This window comes from Psychrobacter sp. AOP3-A1-26, from assembly GCF_052378235.1.
Lineage (GTDB): Bacteria > Pseudomonadota > Gammaproteobacteria > Pseudomonadales > Moraxellaceae > Psychrobacter.
The window spans coordinates 1-18,534 of sequence record NZ_JBQSXN010000037.1; the positions used below are offsets into that span (position 1 = coordinate 1).

Consider the following 18,534-nt stretch of genomic DNA (forward strand, 5'->3'; position numbering starts at 1 on the left):
ATATTAAAAATCAAACCTAATAGCTTTTACTAGTCTAGGCAGCTGCTTAGATTTTACCAACTAGGTCAAGGCTTGGTTTTAGTGTTTCTTGACCGGCTTCCCAAGCTGCTGGGCAAACTTCGCCGTCGTTTTCACGAACGTATTGTGCTGCTTTTACTTTACGCAACATGTCTTTTGCGCTACGGCCGATACCGCCAGCATGAATTTCAGCAACTTGGATCAAGCCGTCTGGATCTACTAGGAACGTGCCGCGCTCAGCAACACCAGCATCTTCAACCATGACGTTAAAGCCACGAGTGATTTTACCAGTAGGATCGCCAATCATTGGATAGTTTACTTTACCGATTGCTTCTGAAGAGTCATGCCATGCTTTATGAGTGAAATGCTTGTCAGTTGATACGGCATAGACTTCTACACCCAGACCTTTTAGCTCGTCATAATGAGCGGCCATGTCTTCAAGCTCGGTTGGGCAAACGAAAGTGAAATCTGCTGGGTAAAATAGGAAGATTGCCCAGCCGCCTTTTACGTCTTCTGATGTGATGGTTTTGAACTCACCATTTACAAACGCTTCTGCTGAAAACTCTGGGATTTCTTGATTGATAATAGACGCCATGATTGGCTCCTTTTTAGATTGATTGATGTTAAATTGATTAAAGGTTATTTGTATGATTGTTTCTATTAACCCTTTTGTTATCTGGGCTACCTGACAAACTATACGCGAATTCTATGGTTAATCCAGTTAAAAGTTTTTAATGTGATGTTTTGTTTTATTAAACTTGTTAAACTATTCTATCTAATTTTAATCATCAGTGTATGATTGGTAATGGCTATCCCAGAAAGGATAACTAGGTATAATAGAGTGTGTTAAAAGCCCATTAAAAGAGAGGTTTTATGATTACCTTACGACAGCTTGAATTTGCCTTAGCCGTTGCTAAGCACCGCCATTTTAAACGTGCTGCTGAAGACTGTAATATCTCCCAGTCTGCACTCAGCTTGGGCATCGCAGAGTTAGAAAAGCAACTGGATACCCAGATTTTTGAGCGCAATAACAAACAAGTTCTCATCACCCCTATTGGAGAGGACATTCTCACTCGGGCGCAGCGGGTGTTTTCTGAAGTGAGCGACTTGACCACGCGTGCACAAAGCCATCAATCGCCACTTGCTTACCCTATGACAGTGGGTATTATTCCAACGATTGCACCTTATCTATTGCCAAAAGTGCTACCAGCGCTGCGAGAGCATTACCCAGAGTTTCGTATGACCATCGTGGAGCAGCAAACGGAGCGCTTGCTCGAACAAGTGCGCTACGGTCATATTGATACGGCTATTATTGCGCTACCTTATGCGGTCGATGGTTTGCACAGCTTTGAGTTTTGGAGCGAGGACTTTTTTGCCGTATTTCCAAAAGACGATGTACACGCCAAGCTTGAAACCATTAATGCCGATGAGCTAGAGACTGCTAATCTTATGTTACTCGGCGAAGGGCATTGCCTAACCGATCAAACTTTATCTGTCTGCCATTTTGACCGTGCGCAGATGAAATCAAGCTTTTCGGATGCCAGCTTAAATACGCTTATTCAAATGGCATTGGCTAATATGGGTACAACCTTGGTACCAGAAATGGCGCTCGATCAACTACATCTACAAAATCAAAATGCGGTCGCAGTACCATTGGCAGAGGAAGGCCCGCATCGTCATATCGCCTTTGTCACTCGTTTAAATTATGCTCGTGTTGATGATGTGAGTTTGTTAGGAGATGTCTTTAAAAAGGCTTTTGAAGAAGCTGCTAATAAGAAATAAATAGTGAATTGTGAGTGATAACAAACCATAGAAAACTGGGTTAAATATGGACGATGTTTTGCAAATAAACTCTACGCTTAGCAATGATTTTGCCCGACACTTGGCTGCTGTAAATAGTGATATGACGCCAGCAGAATCAAGCATGCTGTGGCAAGATATTGCGAGCCGTTATAACGAACCACAGCGCGCTTATCATAGCTTGCAGCATATCCAGCAGTTATTTGCACAGTTTGAAAAGATAAAACAGCACCTTTATGAGCCAAATATTATTGCCTTAGCGTTGTACTATCATGATGTGATATACGACCCAACCCGCTTAGACAATGAGTTAAAAAGCGCAAAATATGCAGTAGAGGCGTTAAGTAAATATATAGACGATGAGAAACGCCAGCATATTTACAAACTGATCATGATGACTGCTAGCCATCAAATCGACGAATTGGCAGATTCTAACAAAAGCAGCGATGCCGCTTATTTATTAGATATGGACTTAAGCATTTTAGGTGCGCCTTGGGTTGAATATGAGAAATACGCGCAAGCCGTACGCCAAGAGTATGCCTATGTCTCAGATATAAAATATCGTGCTGGTCGAGCGTCAGTCCTAAACAGCTTGTTAGCGCACCCAACACTATATATAACGGACTATTACTACGAACGTTTAGAAACAAAGGCTCGAATCAATATCAAGCGTGAGATTACGCTTTTACGCGCATCTTGATTAATAACTCACTACCCTGTCGCGCAGGATGCGAGTTATAGCTCGGCGCCATAATCTCTATATCAAAATGAGACTCAAAATGCTGTTGGTACTCAGCTTTCGTACCACCAAACGGTGGTTCTTTTCGCCCAAAGTCTTTATCAAACAGTAAACCAACCAGCTTCCCTTTAGGTTTGAGCAGGGCTGCCATTTGCCGGACATACTCATCACGGCGCGTAGGATTGATCGCACAAAAAAACGTTTGCTCGAGCACCCAATCAAACTGGTATTGCTCAGGCGATAAGTTAAAGAAATCTGCGCAGATGAGATGCTCAGCTGGAAAATCAGGATAACGCTCAGCGAAGGCCTTAATCGGTGCAGGTGCAAAGTCAACCAAGGTGACATTGGTAAAGCCTTGCTCATGCAAATAGCCAACCTCGTAAGCATTACCCGCACCCGGTACTAATATAGCCTGATCTTTAGCAGACTCAGGTAACTGGTCAATATAAGCTTTGAGTGGCGGTGATACCTGCCCCATATCCCAACCAATACTGTCTTGCTCATAACGCTGCTGCCAAAAATCTGCTTGATTAACGTTTTCCATATGCCGTCCTTGTCTATATTCAGTTCTATATAAAATGGATACGGTGTCAGACTCGCTTAGCCTACGACTTGTAGTACTTTCACTCGCCTTCCTTGCATCCAAACTATATTGAACAGACTCTATAGTCAGTGAAAAGTAAAATCGATACATCACGTACTGTAGGTACAGTTTTTTCTAGCTTGCTGTGCCTACGCAGACAGAGGCTACAAAAAAACTATACCAACAGTATCGTAGCGTTTTTAAAGTATTTTAACTATATAATACTATTATTTAAACGGTACAATTCGTACCGTTATGACTTATCATATCAGGTCTATTAAAATTATGGATACTATTTACGTGAGGCGTTTAATCGAGCTGACCAGACTTACCTGCCAGCATGTCATGCCACTGCCGATAATCAGGCATCGCCGTCGCTACCGTTTGCCAAAACGCAGCGCTATGATTGGCATGATGCAAATGACATAGCTCATGGACAATGACGTATTCGGTGCATTCAATAGGATAGGCAGGTAAGTAGACCGACAGCCAAATTCGGCACGCGCGTGTATTGCAACTGCCCCAGCGTGTGTGCATTTTTTTAAGACGGACTTCATTGGCCTGAGCACCAACGATCGGTTGCCATTTTTCAAATAATGCAGGGAATACTGTAGTGAGATGTTTGTGATAATACGCAATTTTTTCATCGTGGCTTAAAGCGAACGGCTGCGTGATACCCCATAATAAAAGCGGGCTATCGGCAGCTGAAGATTCCGACGCAGTGCTTTGTTTGCGCTGATATTGCTCTAACACTTGGTCGTGGTTTTCGATTGCCCACGATACTCGGCTGGTAATAGACTGCGCCATTTGCGCTGGGCTAATAGACAGAGGTACAGATACCATTAATGTATAAGGTTTTAAGCGAAAATTGATATTTTTAACCCGCTTTTTGGTCACCTGTAACTCAATGCCTGATGCTGCCAAACGCTGAACGGCACTCTCTAGCAAAGAGCTATTGTATTCTGCTAGCACAGTCATGCTCAAAGCGCTTGTAAATGGTTGTCAAAAGACATCATATGACGTTTACTGTCTTTGGCGATAGTTTCATTTGCAGCGACGTTTGAGCTTGGTATGGCTAAATCACTGACATCCAGTCTGCTTAATTGCCCTTGCCCATCGCTAACGATAAAGCCTGTTTCGTGAGCTTTATTAGAGATATCGTTGGCTGTTTTGTTGGCATAAATAGACGCACCCGCACAATCTGGCAAGCTGACAGCATCAACTAATGTACGAGTATTTAAATCATAAATCGCCGCACAGCCACCAATTGGCGTGGTCACACATAATAGATTACGTTGACTATCAACCGCCACACTAGCGATATATTGGTGAAAGCGTTGCCATTGATTATTTGGCATGGTTAAAGGTTTAAAATCGGTATCACCACGTTTATGCGTCAATACCAATGGCACATTGATATGTCGCTCACCTTGGAATTGAATACCAACCATCACCGTGCCATCGTTATGCATGGCTAAATGGCGTACGCTCATTTGATTATGTTTAGGCGTAACTTGCTCAAGCAATGTTCCATCATGACGGTTTAAGTACACCAACGATGGCCGCATGCTGTCTAGGTTTAACTCTTCACGAGACGCTTGCTCAGTCTTAATACCACCATTAGCAATTACCAAGGTGTCACCATCAGGATGCATGATAAGCTCGTGTGGTCCAATACCATGAGAGTCAAATTCTGCTACTTTTTGATAATCTCTATGAGCGTCATAAATACCGATTTTACCATCTAGGGTCTGTGTGTCGTTTTCGGTCACATATAGCGTTGAGCCATCTAGGCTATAGCAAGCATGACCATAAAAATGACGGTCAGCGGACGCTTTAATAGCGAGTTTAACTTGCCCTGTTGCCGTATCGAGCACCCAAAACTTCTCACTGGGCCGACGCCCCATGACTACCACGTCCCGATTTTCATTATTATGGCTAGTTTCATCTTGAGAACTAACGACAGGCTGAACAACAATATCATGGACACGTTCAGGCATAGTGGTTTGCCACACAATCTGCCGATCGGCATCAATACCAACCACGCCGAAGCTATGTTCGTTATTGATGTTATGCTCGTTATGATTGACATCGCCACTATCATTTTTTGCTAATACGATATCTTTTGGCATTGACGCCACACCGCTGACCCAACAGACAGGACGCGCTAGCATGGTGGTAGTATGTATTGCGCTAAAATCAGTAACGTTATGATGATGACTAATAGCATCAGTATTTATTGGCTGCTGATACGCCTGTTGCCACGCAACCTTCGCTTGCTGATAAGCATAGCGACAGCGCGCTAGCTTTGAGTTTGTTAGCTTAAGTTTTGCAGTTCGGGGTTTCGATAGCAGCGATAGATTCAACTGTGAGCGAACTCCTGACACATAGTCTTGTAAGCTGGCATCAGGCTGACGACGCTGACGATAGCCATGATGCATACCAACCAGTGTTGCCGTACCGACAGCTGCTAGCAAAGAGGTGGTTAGCAGCTCACGGCTTAATGAATTTGTTGCTAGCTCATTTGAGCGCTCAGATTTCTTGTCCATCGAATTTTCTGTATCTGCTTTGATAGTAGACATTATTTAATCGCCATCGGTGCTATTAAAGCCCACACGGATACCAAGTGTCGGAATTAATTGACGTTTAATCAGACGCGTAATGGTGGTGAGATGATCATACAGCTCTTGCTGGGTGGCTTTATCAGCAGTGGCTAAGTCTTCTGGCATTTGTGCTAACAATGTCGTGGTATCAGCAAGCGCCGTCGATAGCTTATCAGCCACGTCATTGTCATTACTATTTCCCAAGATAGCGGTTAAGACTGGATCTGTCATCGCTTTATTCAAGGTCCCTAACTTAGCATTGATAATTGCACGGCTTTGGCCCGCGGTCGCAGCTGGCAAATGACCTTTCGCCTTGCCGGTTAAGCCAAGCGGCTGATCAATAGCGGTAGATTTCATGGTCTCAATCAGTGATAACAATGAATTAAACCATTGATTCAAACCTTGGTCGCTTTCCGCTGTTTTATCAATCGCCAATAAATCAGTGGCATTCTGCTGCCAGTCCTCCTCGATATCTTTTAGGCGTGTACTCAAAGCACTACTAGCGCTAATGACATAAGCGCACTGTCCAGCATCTAGGCTATCATTGGCGAATAGCGCTTCTTCTAATCCTGGTACACCTTGGACAATGGCGCTCTCATTAGCGAGCTGCTCAGCGGTCAGTTTAGGATTGGCAGCAATCAAATCTGCAACCCCTTTGTGTACCAAACCACGTTCGTCAGGATAGTAGTTGATGTATAGATTGCTCATGCTCTCAGTCGCAGGACCGAAGTTAGTCATCTCGGCACTCGCCCATGCTTGCGCTAATACTAACCATTGGTCACGCAACGCTTGTAACTCATCACCGCTGACCGGCGCTTGCTGGCAGTTTTTTTGTGCTAAATCATGCAATAGATCACTTTGCTTAGCCGCGTCAGCATAGGCAGGAACGACCATTTCATTTGCCACATGAGTTAGGTAGGTTTTTTCAGTATCGGCGCTGATGTCAACAGTGGTAATTTTTTTCTCGCTATTATTATCAGTACTGGCTGAACCTTCACTAGTTTTAGGTTCAGCGCTATCTTGTGCGACTTGGCTGTCTACATCTGATGCTTTATTCTCATCAGCAGGTTTCACACAGCTGATAAGCAATCCAGCGCTTAAAGCAGATATCGCCATTGCTAGAGCATGGTTTATTTTCATAAATTTCCCGGTAATTGGATAAATAATTATTTAAATTATTGTAGCTAATATTTAATTTGGAAGATGGCTTTATTTATAGTCGTTAATAACCATTGATTGCCACATTAAAAAAACGTTCAATCACATCACTCTTATAATGATCGCAAAAATGCATTCAATTCAGCACGCCCTTGCTTATCAAGTTTGAGCACTTTTTTCTGCTGCTCTTTGGCTTCGCCGCCATGCCACAATACCGCTTCCATCAGCGTGCGAGCACGACCATCATGCAAAAATGTCGCTTGTGAGTCTACGGTTTGGGCGAGACCAATACCCCATAAAGCTGGTGTACGCCATTCATAAGAGTTGGCTAAAAACTCAACTTGTAAATCTTTTGATGGTAGCTTGCCCGCGATAGTACGATCAGCAAGATCATCACCCATATCATGTAGCAGCAAATCTGTATAAGGATAAATCACTTGGCCATGTTGCTCAATATGGTCATCGTCAGTTTTTGGCAACTGATATCTTGGCGTATGACAGCTCTGGCAACCCATATCATAAAAACGTTTTTTGCCCGCAAGCACCAGTTCATCATCGGCATTACGGCGATGCGGTACCGCCAAATTACGAGTATAGAACTCCACAAACTGTGCCACCTCGTCATTGACTTCGACGGGTGGCTTATCATTGCCTTGCTCGTCAGCGCCCGTTGTTGCATTCATACATGCAGTTTGCGTCGGCATACAGGATTCATTGGGACGAATATTTGAGGTTAAACCCATGTCTTCATTGAAGGCGCTTTGGTTTTGGGTGATTAATTTGGTTTGACCTGCTTTCCAGCCAAAGCGTCCTAGTGCAACTTTGCCCGTTTGTGGATCCATGACCCAATTAAACTTGCCTTTAATATCATTGCCATTTTTACTGTTGTTAGCCGCTTGTTTTTTAATATCTGCATCAGGTATTTGCTCCAGTAATCCGAGCCCAATCATTGGCAAGGCGATACGCGGCGACACCATCAGCTCATCATCAAATTTCCCATAACCAGGCTTGGTTAAGTTAAAGGTGGGTGCACGCAATGTCTCGACATGACCATCGGCAAAGGTGACCGGTTTATCTGCCCACTGTACCGCAATTCTCGCTTCGGCAGGCACCCCTTGAATACCACGATCTTGCAGTTGACCACCATACATAGGATGGACGACTTTTTCGATCAATGAGTTTTGTAGTTGCTGACGCTGCTCGTTCGTAGTCGCTGGCATAGCGAGACGAATGAGCAAACTGTCTGCATCATCTTCGCTAGTCATCGGCGCATGACCGCGACCGTCTTTTATGTGGCAAGACTGGCACGCTGCGACATTGAACAATGCACCAAGACCATCTCGGCTGTCCGTACTGGCAGGCGCAATCACCCACGGCTGACGAAAAAACGCATTGCCAATAAAAAAAGAGCCTTTACGTGATGCGGTTATATTCGATGAAGGTTTAGAGTAACTCTCAGCACTGCTAATACTGATGCCTGTGTCGCCACCTTGCTTAATCTCTTGCGGATCAAAGCTTGCTAGTTGTTGCATAGACACACCCGCGAGCGCTTCTATGGTTTGAACTCGTTCAGGCGCCAATACTTGATTTTGCCCATTATCTATGGCTGTTTTTTCATTATTAGAAGTGCCATCAGAAACACTGTCAGTCGGCTGGCAGGCGCTAAGTGATAGAGCGCATAGAATGCCAAAAGTAAGCTTGGCTGGCACAGTTTTAGGGATAAAGGCAGAGTAAAACGAGGCAGGTTTTTGAACTGTTGAAACATTCGTGGTGTTCATAGAGTACCTTAGTTTTATTCATAGAGCCCCTTAGTTTTAATAGCCTTTTAGTTTTAATAGTAACTTAATACTAAGAAGAACCATTAAAATTATGTGCTATCCAGTTTTTCACTTTTAGTCGATAAATAATCAATCTGTAGAGCTACCCACTGACTTATCCGGCTATTTTAATACACTATAAAAAAACACGCTGCCAACCAAAATCGACAACGTGTTTATTATACATAGATTACTTTCTTATGAAAATAACTCTCATTATCTTATAGCGACTCGTCAGGTATAGCTGATTTACTTTAAAACCGATGCAGTGCTATTGCCGTCATTTTTTTGCAGCCTCTGTCGCGCTTGAAAGCAGCAAGCAAGAAAAATTTATAACAGTAGCACGTGGCTACCAACGTATCGATTTTATTTAGAATTGCCTGTATTATAAATAGAGCTGGCCAACATTTTGAAAAACATAAATCGCCAATTAAAATTGCGAGCCAGCATCAGCGTCTAAATTGTCAATACCAACCGCTTTTGCGGCGTTTTCGATACCCGAAGTCAGCTCTTGCAAGCTATTAATACCTGCTTCAATCCAACCACGGCGTTTATTTTGTTCTTCAGCAGAGATGCCTTCTTTACTCGCTTGGCCAACCGTCGCAATCATTTGATCAACTTTGATACCGTCTTTTTCGCCTTTTTCAACGATGGTATTAAAGGCATTTTCTACCTTTTTAAAATCAGCAGCGAGCTTATCAGCAGCGTCTTTATTGTCAGTATCAACGAGGTAGTGCTTAACACCATAACCACCAACTGATTTGCCAGCGACTGTTTTATAACTGCCGTTAAAGACATTTTGGATACCGCGAGCATTATTGGCATAGCTTAGATGTGTCAAATCACTAAAGCATTCGTGCTCATCTTCGGTAGAGCCAGTGACAAAAGCCACCTGCATACGCTCAGAAGCCAGCTCACCCAGTGCTAAACTGCCCATTTGATACATAATCTGACGCAGACCATTATCGTATTTACGCGCCATAAGGTCGCTTCGTAAGGTATCTTCACTTCCAGGCTGCCACTCGGCTTCCATCGCTGTTAAATCATCAACCAATAACTGTGCAGCGGCTTTTAAAAACTCACCACGACGCTCGCAGATGCTGGCATCGTCATTGGCCGTATCGCCACTGGTACATTGACCCGTTTCAGTAACATAATCTGTCACTGGACGGTTGCCTGCACCTTCGGCAACGCCATTAACGTCTTGACCCCATAGCATAAACTCAATGGCGTGATAGCCAGTCGTTACATTGGCTTCACTACCACCAATTTCATTCATTTCTGCCAATAGCTCAGGGGTAATGGTACTAGTATCTTGTTTGATACTACCAACCGTAATACTATCGCTATTGATGATGTTGTCTTTACTGTTGTACTCACCTTGATAACTATCATTGACGTAATCAATCAATGCTTCATCTAGTGGCCAAGCATTCACCTGCCCTTCCCAACCATCAACACTGCCAATCTGACGCTTATCATTGGCGGTCACAAAACCTTCATCAAAACGGAAAATCTCAGTTTGTGAATACGGCTGGCGTGCAGCTTTATAAGCCGCTCTTGCCGCCTCAAGATTTTCCTGGGTTGGTGTTGCAACATATTTTTCTACCGCAGTTTGCAATGTTTTAGCGGTCTCTAAAGAATCTTTATAGGCAGCATGTGCCATGTTTGCATAGCTGATAGCCAACCTATCAGTATGAGCTTTATCCGCAGCTGATAGCTCGGTATTGGTCGTTGACTCTGTATTTTCTACCTCTGTTTGCGTATCAGCAGTCGTATTGGCTTCTTCATTGGTTTGTTTGGTACAACCAGACACCATTAACAACCCTGCAAGTGCAGCAGCTAAAGTAGTTGGTAAGATTTTACGGCTCGTTACTGTGGTGATTGTCATACATATCCTCAAAAAATATAGCACAAAAAAATTGGTTTTAATTGGGGCATCAAATGGCACTGCCATAAAAAAACTCTATGAATTATAGAGTTATTGATAATCATTATCAATATTTAGTTTTAAATTAATGTTATCTTTTATTTGGCCGTCGTCAAACAGTCAGCTACCGCACTGACGGCAATTATTTTTGAATATTTTTAACATACCCTATATTTAAAGCATAAAAAAAGGCCAGCTAATAGCTGACCTTCTCTAAATATAAAATTCGTTAATTATTCAATCAAAATGACTCAGTCAAAAATGAACCAACTATTAATTAACTGATTGTGGTGCATTGATAACCAGCTCAACACGGCGGTTTTGTTGACGACCAGAATCACTGTTGTTATCAGCGATTGGGCGTGACTCGCCATATGCAACAACATTGATACGGTTAGAAGCGACACCGCGTGCGGTTAGATAGTTTGCGACTGCATAAGCACGGTCACGAGATAGACCTTGGTTGTATGATGCAGAACCTCTGCTATCAGTATGACCAGCAATCGTTACTGTATTTTGGTTATATTCACTCATCGTTGATGCAAGCTTGTTAAGTGTTGGCTTGAAAGATGAGTTCAAAGTAGCATCATCGAATGAGAAAGTGATGTTGCCTGGCATGACTAGATCAATATTACCGTTAGGATTTGGGGTAACTGTTACGCCAGTACCCGCCATTTGCTGCTCAAGCTGCTTGGCTTGACGCTCCATGTAATAACCAACGCCAGCACCTAGTGCTGCACCGATTGCCGCATCACGACCAGTCTTATCGCCACCTGTTGCTTTTGAAATAGCCCCGCCACCTAAAGCACCTGCCAATGTACCGACAGCAGTTTTGTTCAAGCGTTGTTGTCCAGTGTTTGGATCTGTAGCACAACCACTAAGTGCTAGACCTGATGCTACTGCTGCGACCATTAATGTATTACGCATAATATTTCCTCTCAAATTTAAAAATGAATAGACAAATTGTACTTTTTATAAAGATTTTCCGTTAATCTTATTTAGCTACTTAAATGCCAGCTACTTAAATATTAGGTATTTAAATGTTAGACACCTAAATTCAAGCAATTATGCCTGATGACCGACTTGTTTAGCCAATCACTCATTATCTCTTACTTCGCTTAGGCATTTATTTATACTCGTTATTATTATGTCAATTACAATCTAACTATGTGTAATATTTTGTCACATCTATGTATAAAAAGTGATGACCACTCGAGATGGTTTACTATCATATATAGGTGGTTTTTTAAGACGTGTTATTGCAAGTCACGTTTACACTCGTACACTATGGTTTGTTTCTGCTAAAATCAGGCAATAAAATTAACAGCGACTAAACTATATTAGTCGCATCGGTAAATAATAACTGATGATGGTTTCATTTAATTGTGACGTTTTACCCCATTGTCTTTTTAACCCCTAAAACCCACCCCCTCTGAGAAGGGTTTACAGACAACGACGCCAATAATGGATAACTTACATACCAATAAGATTGATCGAAAAGGATTTAGTATGCGACTGACTTCTACTATCAAAAAAATGCATAAACGCACCCCAAAGCTTGGAAAGGCGGTCTCGCTTGCGACAGCAACTGGTGTCATCGCTGCCAATAGCTTTGGTGGTAGTATTCCTTTATGGTTGATGGGCGTTGGCAAGATCATTACTGGCGCTCCCATTGCAGACAAAACAGTGATCAAAATTGCCACTCATTGGATCAGTAGCAACAACGCTTTAATCGATAACATGCTCCCACGTAAAGATTGGCGTATTAGCTTGCCTGATGACGTTCATATCAACGGTAAATATTTACTGGTCTGTAACCATCAAACGTGGGTCGATACCAGTATCGTGCAGTATATTAGTGAAAAACGCTTGCCACTAACGCGATTTTTTACCAAGTTTGAGCTGATTTATATTCCGATTGTTGGTCAGGCTTTTTATTTTTTAGACTTCCCCATGATGCGTCGGCACTCTAAAGAAGCAGTAGCAAAAAACCCTGCTTTAAAAGGGAAGGATATCGAAGAGGCAAAGCGTGCCTGTGCGCTGTTAAAAGACAAGCCATTTACCTTATTGAACTATTTAGAAGGGACGCGTTTTACTCAGGCCAAAAAAGCCAAGCAACAGTCACCTTACACTCATTTACTAAAGCCGCGAGCCGGTGGTCTATCGTTAGCGATCAACGCGTTAGGGGCAGACGTTGATGGCATATTAGATATGACCATCGTATATCCTGACGGTGTGCCGACCTATGGTGACTTGTGGAAAGGAAATATCAAGCGCTTGGGCGTTGATGTCAGATATATTGATATCCCTGATGATTTGTTTTTGGGTATTCAAAATGGTGGCTATGAAAACGACGAAGAAGTAAAGGCGCAGATGTTTGATTGGGTTGAGCATGTTTGGCACCAAAAAGACCAGCGTATTACAGAGATGCTGGCTGGATTTGAAGAAAGTCCTAAAGCTCAAGAGGTTGGCGATTAGAAATACCGCTACTAGAAAAAAGCCATTAGAAACAAACATTCCTGATTATGATGCCCATTTTTGAAAGGGTACCTAGTGATGCCTAAATTTTAATAAAAGATAGGTTGTTTTTTAGGCCTATTCATTGATAATGTGACTAGGCCGTGTCCTCATTTTGAAAATGGTGATAAAAATGAGGGAAATAGTAGTCAAACAAGGAAAATAGCGCAGGTAATATCAGGATATTGACCCACTATTTAACGCAGTTTGGCAAGATTTAACCATTTTTAGCCCATTTAGTCGCTTTCGTTCAGATTGAGGACACGCCCTATATCCTCTAAACCATTTGCTCTTTGTGTTATTCATCACTTATAAGGTATGACTGTGCCCGCCTCTTCTACTAACCCGCATCTGGACTCTGCGCCAGTACCGAATCAGTCGGCTCGTCTATCAGATGATGATAAGCCGCAGCGACCAAATCGTCCAAAGCCAAATCGCTTGAAGCTCACCTACCATATCGTGATGATTATCGCCATCAGCATTGATCTATTGGTCATTAGTACTGATGCTATTTTGATGAGTAATTTTAGTAGCAATGTCGCAGGCTGGCTGTCCATTAGCGACGCACTCAGCTGGTATCAAACTACCTTACATGACCCTCTACGTACTGCTGGTGGGTTTTTTACCATATTTTTAATTTTGGAGCTACTGTTACGTTGGGCGATTGCGATTAAACAAAAAATCTATTATCGCTGGTTCTTTTTTCCATTTGTGCATTGGTATGAGGTATTAGGCTGTTTTCCGCAGCTGCGTGCCTTGCGGTTGTTCCGTGCAGTGAACATCGGACGTCGCTTGTATCAGCTTGGCTATCAGGTGCTGCCGCAGCCATGGATTAATAGAATTCAGTTCTATATCGACTTACTGTTAGAAGAGCTATCTGATCGGGTCATATTGACGACTATTCATAATTTTCGCCAGCAACTGACCAATCCTGAAACGCATAAATCATTTATTGAGTCCACGATTGCTCGTAACCGTAAAGAGATTGAGGCTGCATTACTGTCCGTGCTGCGGGCAGAGCTTGCACCAAAACTGCAGGAGCTGACTACGGCAACAGGTGGCGGTAACATATTAGCCAGCGAGATGGGCAATGCCATCGAAGAAGGTTTGGCCAATACGCCCGAGTTACGCCGCTATCTACGCATGATACCCATCGCTGGTAGCTTGATTGAATCGCAACTACAACATGTCGGGCATAACATCGGTGAAAATGTCGTTTATGCGCTAAATAAGCGCCTGCTTGACCCTGAGCTTTTGGACTCATTAATGGTGGCGATTGCCAGTGGCGTCGCGCAAATAAATACTGACAACACGGCGCTGGATACCTTGATTTCGAGTATCATTGATGACAGCTTGACCGAGTTTGAAGCACAAGTAAAAGTGCAACAGTGGAAGCATCAAGACATGCTTAACCTATAGCCCATATTCCTACAAACATACCCAGTTAATAAGTTGATGTGGTTTAAGATTTAAAAAATAGACAGTAAAATACCAGTTAATGAAATAATAACTCGTAAAATACAGAGTTTTATAAAACACAGAGTATGGCTCGACAATAAAAATTGCACCGTGAATACAGCGACAAGAATATCTCTTGAGGATTTATATATGACAGTTTCAGTTAATGATAACCAGAGCTCGAGCGCCGCACCAGCATTACCAGCACTGGCATTTTATGGCAAAATGCTGACCTTTTCACGTTTGCAGTTCAGTACCAATGATTTAAGCGCGATAGATGCCCAGCTTGCTGAAACGCTCAGCAACAAGTCTAGTAACATTCCTATTCTGATTGACAGCGAGATAGAGCAAGATTTATCTGCATTGGTAGAGCTACTATGGTCATGGGGTTTACAACCTATCGGAGTCATAACGGGTGCACTCGACCCACAAGCTCATGAGCTACGCTTAGCGATATTTCCAGCAGATGGCAAGCGTATCGAGCGCATTTTACCCAGTAAGAAGGCCGTAACTGAAGTCCAGAAAGCAGCAGAAAATGAGAGCCTAGACTCAAGCCATAATGAGGTAGCAGCCAGTCAGTCAGCTAGTGAGCCTGCAACTAAGACCACCATATCTGAGGTTACCGCAGAGACATTACTAAGTGCTGAGCATATTACCAGCCTGATTTATGACCAAATGCTGCGCTCAGGGCAGAGCCTCAACCACGTTGGTGGTGATTTAATTTTGACCAACAGTGTCAATAGCGGTGCCGAAGCGATTACCGATAATAGCTTACACGTTTATGGTCGTGCCCAAGGACGCTTGGTTGCAGGGGCCACTGGTGACAAAGACGCCCGTATTTTTTGCCAAGTATTTAACCCTTCATTGGTCTCAGTGGCAGGCACTTATTGCTTACGAGACAATCTACCCGAGCATGTGATTGATAAGTCTGTACAAGTCAGGTTTATAGAAGGTGAAGGTTTGGTATTTACTGTGATGGATGAGGCCTAAAAGTTATTGACTGGGCAAAAAATCGGACATATTATTCGCTTCATATTGCGGTAAGTTTATTTAACAAAACTGTTCTATAATGATTCGCTGCCTCTGTCACTATCTACACTTTCATGAGCGTTTACTTTATTATTCATATACGGTGATATCCGCTAACAAGTTTTAGACTGCCAGACCTTATGGCTTATGTATATGAGCTGTTTTTCTGCTTTAGTATAGACTTGCTATAAATTTTTACTTATTTATGCTAGGCTAGCTTCGCAGGTCGTGCATATATAATATGTGAATAATATACGAGTGCGCTATTTATATAAAAGATATCCCATTGATTCATAGGAGTGTGCCATTGTGGCGAAGATAGTTGTAATCACTTCAGGTAAAGGCGGTGTGGGTAAAACCACGACAAGTGCCTCTTTTGCTGCTGGTTTAGCATTGCGTGGCTATAAAACAGTCGTTATCGATTTTGATGTGGGTCTACGTAATTTAGACTTAATCATGGGTTGTGAGAATCGAATCGTTTATGACTTTGTTGATGTCATTAATGGTAACGCACGCTTGTCGCAAGCACTGGTCAAAGACAAGCAGCTTGAAAATCTGTATATCTTGCCTGCAAGTCAGACGCGCGATAAAGACGCACTGACCAACGAAGGCGTATCAGAGGTCATGGCTGAATTGTCTCAACAGTTCGACTATATCATCTGCGACTCGCCTGCTGGTATCGAGCGCGGTGCACAGCTCGCCATGTATCACGCTGACGAAGCCATCATCGTCACCAATCCTGAGATTTCTTCAGTACGTGACTCAGATCGTATTATTGGTATCCTACAAAGCCAGACCAAAAAAGTAGCTGAAAACCAAGGTGCGGTACGTGAGCATTTGATTGTGACTCGTTATAATGCCGAACGTGCCGCTGCTAACGAGATGATGGATATTGATACCATTTCTAATGATATTCTAAAAGTGCCATTGCTTGGCGTCGTTCCTGAAAGTCATTCAGTGTTAGAAGCATCTAACCATGGTGAGCCAGTTATTCATTATACTGATTCTGTTGCTGGTCAATGTTATGATGACATCGTCGCCCGTTTCTTAGGCGAAGAACGTCCGTTACGTCATATTGACGTGAAGAAAAAGACTTTATTACAGCGCTGGTTTGGGGGTTAATGATGACTAAGAAGAAAGGATTTTGGAGTAGCCTATTTGGTACTGATGATAATAACAGCGCAGGTAGTGCTAATTTAGCCACTGAACGTCTTAAGGTTATCGTTGCTAGCGAAAATCGTTTGAACAACCGCTTGACGGTTGATCGTATCGAAAAAATGAAACGTGAAATCTTAGAAGTGGTCAATAAATATGTCAACGGCGTTCAGATTGATGATGTCAATATCAATCATCGTTCTGAAGACAGCTTAGATGTACTAGAAATGAACATCAATTTACCTGAGCACAAAAAGTAAGTCTATTGACTGTACAATAGATACGTAAACTCTTTAATTATACCAAACCCAAAAAGTACGATTAGCCGTGTCAAACTCGTTTAGTCTACAATGCGTAGCACTTGCACTCATTTTCCTTGCTACTCTAATTTTTGTGAATGGTATTACGTATAAAAAAAGCCCTAAGTATCATTACTTAGGGCTTTTTTGTGCTTATCTTATATCCTACAAGACCAATATTCTCTAAAATCAACTATTTCATGCGCGCCATTAAATTGTCTTTTTTGATGTATTGATGATATAAAGCCGCGCCAATATGAACCAACGTAAAAGCAATAATCATGGGCCAAATAATATCGGTGTGTAAATCATTATAAAATCGCGCCAAGCCTCTATCAGGGGTAACAAACACAGGGATTTGAAACAAGCCAAAGACATCAACAGGCCGACCACCATAAACAGACATCAGCAAACCTACAATAGGCATGGCAATCAAGATAGCATAGAGGGCGAAGTGCGATAATTGAGACAGTAGCTGCTGCCACTTCGGCATTGGTGCTGCGGGTGGTGCTTTAGTAAAGAGGCGGTTTATGACGCGTGCTACCATCCAAAATAACAAACTAATCCCAAAGGATTTATGCAATCCTATATAGAGTTTGCTATCGAGATTATTATATAACAACATCATTATCCATGTGATGAGCAATAAAATCGCGCTGACCCAATGAAACAAGCGGCTAGTGACTGACCACTTTACCAAATTCGGATGAGTATTATTCATGAGCTACTTTATGACCTTTATATCGCTGGTTATCTTTATCGATGTTATAAACAAGACAGTAACTGACTCAACAATCAGGCTCAGCGCTGAAGTTCAGCGACGCAAAGACCGGTGAAGTTGCTGGATTACCATCTTGGTAGTAAAGACTAACCCAAACATAGGAAAAAAGCTAGCTGTCTAAATCAACCAACTGATGCGCAATTTTGTCCAAGTCTGGCACCAAGTAAGGTTTTTCATCGATCATAACGGTTTGAAAAAGGTAGGATAGCACATCATTTTCACTAAAGCGTCCTTCAGTTTCGTCGATGTTTATACTCTCAAGCTGCTCATGGTCATTAAGTGTCTGATAATTATTAAGTTGTTCAGGAACTTCAATATCTTTAACCTCAGAAATACGCGCTTGCAAATGACGCAGCTCACCCATCGTTTGCAAAGCAAAGCGGTGCTCTAAAGTATTGCCTTCTAAAACAATCATTTTGTCTGGTGCTTGTTCCTCTGGAAGTAAATGAAATACAGCCACTTCTTGCTGCTGCCAATCATAACTAGAGGTACGCTCATGGTAATCATCCACGCTCAAAACCAAGCTGCTTGGAATAATCCAATCAGGCTGATTAAATGCTGGAACAATAGTAACATCGAGCATACCATTGTTAGTGGTCAGTAAGCTTACTGCCTCAAACGAATGTTTTAAAATTGGTTTCATCATC

At 42.5% G+C, this 18,534-nt stretch carries 17 protein-coding genes; 7 read left to right on the forward strand and 10 right to left on the reverse strand.

The genetic code is table 11. The features are described from left to right. Positions 1 to 46: 46 nt before the first annotated feature. Positions 47 to 613, reverse strand: a complete 567-nt coding sequence (gene ahpC / locus ACT3TU_RS07885) for an alkyl hydroperoxide reductase subunit C (protein WP_192524040.1) — start codon at positions 611 to 613, stop codon at positions 47 to 49. 278 nt (positions 614 to 891) lie between these two features. Between ahpC and ACT3TU_RS07890 the strand changes: the two genes are divergently transcribed. Both ACT3TU_RS07890 and ACT3TU_RS07895 read left to right on the forward strand, forming a co-directional pair. After that, positions 892 to 1,800, forward strand: a complete 909-nt coding sequence (locus ACT3TU_RS07890) for a hydrogen peroxide-inducible genes activator (RefSeq protein WP_192524039.1) — start codon at positions 892 to 894, stop codon at positions 1,798 to 1,800. 58 nt (positions 1,801 to 1,858) lie between these two features. After that, on the forward strand, positions 1,859 to 2,518 hold the full coding sequence (locus ACT3TU_RS07895) for an HD domain-containing protein (protein WP_225735353.1): 660 nt from the start codon (positions 1,859 to 1,861) through the stop codon (positions 2,516 to 2,518). On the opposite strand, the gene ACT3TU_RS07900 is transcribed toward ACT3TU_RS07895, so the two are convergent. From ACT3TU_RS07900 to ACT3TU_RS07930, 7 genes are all read right to left on the reverse strand, one after another. Beyond that, positions 2,496 to 3,101: a methyltransferase domain-containing protein gene (locus ACT3TU_RS07900; RefSeq protein WP_192524037.1), complete on the reverse strand. Its 606-nt coding sequence runs from the start codon at positions 3,099 to 3,101 to the stop codon at positions 2,496 to 2,498. The two genes, ACT3TU_RS07895 and ACT3TU_RS07900, sit on opposite strands and share 23 nt — an antisense overlap. Before the next feature lie 348 nt (positions 3,102 to 3,449). Then, positions 3,450 to 4,118, reverse strand: coding sequence for a M48 family metallopeptidase (locus ACT3TU_RS07905; RefSeq protein ID WP_192524036.1), 669 nt, complete (start codon positions 4,116 to 4,118; stop codon positions 3,450 to 3,452). Between the two features lie 2 nt (positions 4,119 to 4,120). Then, complete coding sequence (locus ACT3TU_RS07910) at positions 4,121 to 5,722, reverse strand: DUF1513 domain-containing protein (protein ID WP_192524035.1); 1,602 nt, start codon at positions 5,720 to 5,722, stop codon at positions 4,121 to 4,123. Between the two features lie 3 nt (positions 5,723 to 5,725). Next, positions 5,726 to 6,883, reverse strand: a complete 1,158-nt coding sequence (locus tag ACT3TU_RS07915; protein WP_192524034.1) for an imelysin family protein — start codon at positions 6,881 to 6,883, stop codon at positions 5,726 to 5,728. A 131-nt stretch (positions 6,884 to 7,014) separates the two neighbouring features. After that, entirely contained in the window at positions 7,015 to 8,679 is a 1,665-nt protein-coding gene (locus ACT3TU_RS07920) for a di-heme oxidoreductase family protein (RefSeq protein WP_192524033.1), read from the reverse strand. A 469-nt stretch (positions 8,680 to 9,148) separates the two neighbouring features. After that, entirely contained in the window at positions 9,149 to 10,609 is a 1,461-nt protein-coding gene (locus ACT3TU_RS07925) for an imelysin family protein (RefSeq protein WP_192523986.1), read from the reverse strand. Positions 10,610 to 10,921: 312 nt separating this feature from the next. Beyond that, entirely contained in the window at positions 10,922 to 11,575 is a 654-nt protein-coding gene (locus tag ACT3TU_RS07930; protein WP_192523987.1) for an OmpA family protein, read from the reverse strand. 582 nt (positions 11,576 to 12,157) lie between these two features. On the opposite strand from ACT3TU_RS07930, the gene ACT3TU_RS07935 reads away from it, so the two are divergent. From ACT3TU_RS07935 to minE, 5 genes are all read left to right on the forward strand, one after another. Further along, positions 12,158 to 13,126 (forward strand): acyltransferase, encoded by a 969-nt coding sequence (locus ACT3TU_RS07935; protein ID WP_192523988.1) that lies wholly within the window; start codon positions 12,158 to 12,160, stop codon positions 13,124 to 13,126. A 357-nt stretch (positions 13,127 to 13,483) separates the two neighbouring features. Beyond that, a complete protein-coding gene (locus ACT3TU_RS07940) occupies positions 13,484 to 14,584 on the forward strand; it encodes a hypothetical protein (RefSeq protein ID WP_225735304.1) in 1,101 nt (366 codons plus the stop codon). A 189-nt stretch (positions 14,585 to 14,773) separates the two neighbouring features. Continuing rightward, a complete protein-coding gene (gene minC, locus ACT3TU_RS07945; RefSeq protein WP_192523990.1) occupies positions 14,774 to 15,613 on the forward strand; it encodes a septum site-determining protein MinC in 840 nt (279 codons plus the stop codon). Positions 15,614 to 15,961: 348 nt separating this feature from the next. Further along, positions 15,962 to 16,774, forward strand: a complete 813-nt coding sequence (gene minD, locus ACT3TU_RS07950) for a septum site-determining protein MinD (RefSeq protein WP_192523991.1) — start codon at positions 15,962 to 15,964, stop codon at positions 16,772 to 16,774. Positions 16,775 to 16,776: 2 nt separating this feature from the next. Beyond that, on the forward strand, positions 16,777 to 17,067 hold the full coding sequence (gene minE / locus ACT3TU_RS07955) for a cell division topological specificity factor MinE (RefSeq protein WP_192523992.1): 291 nt from the start codon (positions 16,777 to 16,779) through the stop codon (positions 17,065 to 17,067). Between the two features lie 232 nt (positions 17,068 to 17,299). On the opposite strand, the gene ACT3TU_RS07960 is transcribed toward minE, so the two are convergent. Continuing rightward, positions 17,300 to 17,827 (reverse strand): cytochrome b, encoded by a 528-nt coding sequence (locus tag ACT3TU_RS07960; protein WP_192523993.1) that lies wholly within the window; start codon positions 17,825 to 17,827, stop codon positions 17,300 to 17,302. A 169-nt stretch (positions 17,828 to 17,996) separates the two neighbouring features. After that, positions 17,997 to 18,530 carry a hypothetical protein gene (locus ACT3TU_RS07965; RefSeq protein WP_192524000.1) on the reverse strand — a complete coding sequence of 178 codons (534 nt, stop codon included), beginning with the start codon at positions 18,528 to 18,530 and terminating at the stop codon, positions 17,997 to 17,999. Positions 18,531 to 18,534 lie beyond the last annotated feature (4 nt).

Bases quoted from the DNA above. Each gene is read 5' to 3' on its own strand.
- ahpC (WP_192524040.1), bottom strand. From the start codon at position 613: ATGGCGTCTATTATCAATCAAGAAATCCCAGAGTTTTCAGCAGAAGCG.
- ACT3TU_RS07890 (WP_192524039.1), top strand. From the start codon at position 892: ATGATTACCTTACGACAGCTTGAATTTGCCTTAGCCGTTGCTAAGCAC.
- ACT3TU_RS07900 (WP_192524037.1), bottom strand. From the start codon at position 3,101: ATGGAAAACGTTAATCAAGCAGATTTTTGGCAGCAGCGTTATGAGCAA.
- ACT3TU_RS07905 (WP_192524036.1), bottom strand. From the start codon at position 4,118: ATGACTGTGCTAGCAGAATACAATAGCTCTTTGCTAGAGAGTGCCGTT.
- ACT3TU_RS07910 (WP_192524035.1), bottom strand. From the start codon at position 5,722: ATGTCTACTATCAAAGCAGATACAGAAAATTCGATGGACAAGAAATCT.
- ACT3TU_RS07915 (WP_192524034.1), bottom strand. From the start codon at position 6,883: ATGAAAATAAACCATGCTCTAGCAATGGCGATATCTGCTTTAAGCGCT.
- ACT3TU_RS07920 (WP_192524033.1), bottom strand. From the start codon at position 8,679: ATGAACACCACGAATGTTTCAACAGTTCAAAAACCTGCCTCGTTTTAC.
- ACT3TU_RS07925 (WP_192523986.1), bottom strand. From the start codon at position 10,609: ATGACAATCACCACAGTAACGAGCCGTAAAATCTTACCAACTACTTTA.
- ACT3TU_RS07930 (WP_192523987.1), bottom strand. From the start codon at position 11,575: ATGCGTAATACATTAATGGTCGCAGCAGTAGCATCAGGTCTAGCACTT.
- ACT3TU_RS07935 (WP_192523988.1), top strand. From the start codon at position 12,158: ATGCGACTGACTTCTACTATCAAAAAAATGCATAAACGCACCCCAAAG.
- ACT3TU_RS07940 (WP_225735304.1), top strand. From the start codon at position 13,484: ATGACTGTGCCCGCCTCTTCTACTAACCCGCATCTGGACTCTGCGCCA.
- minC (WP_192523990.1), top strand. From the start codon at position 14,774: ATGACAGTTTCAGTTAATGATAACCAGAGCTCGAGCGCCGCACCAGCA.
- minE (WP_192523992.1), top strand. From the start codon at position 16,777: ATGACTAAGAAGAAAGGATTTTGGAGTAGCCTATTTGGTACTGATGAT.
- ACT3TU_RS07960 (WP_192523993.1), bottom strand. From the start codon at position 17,827: ATGAATAATACTCATCCGAATTTGGTAAAGTGGTCAGTCACTAGCCGC.
- ACT3TU_RS07965 (WP_192524000.1), bottom strand. From the start codon at position 18,530: ATGAAACCAATTTTAAAACATTCGTTTGAGGCAGTAAGCTTACTGACC.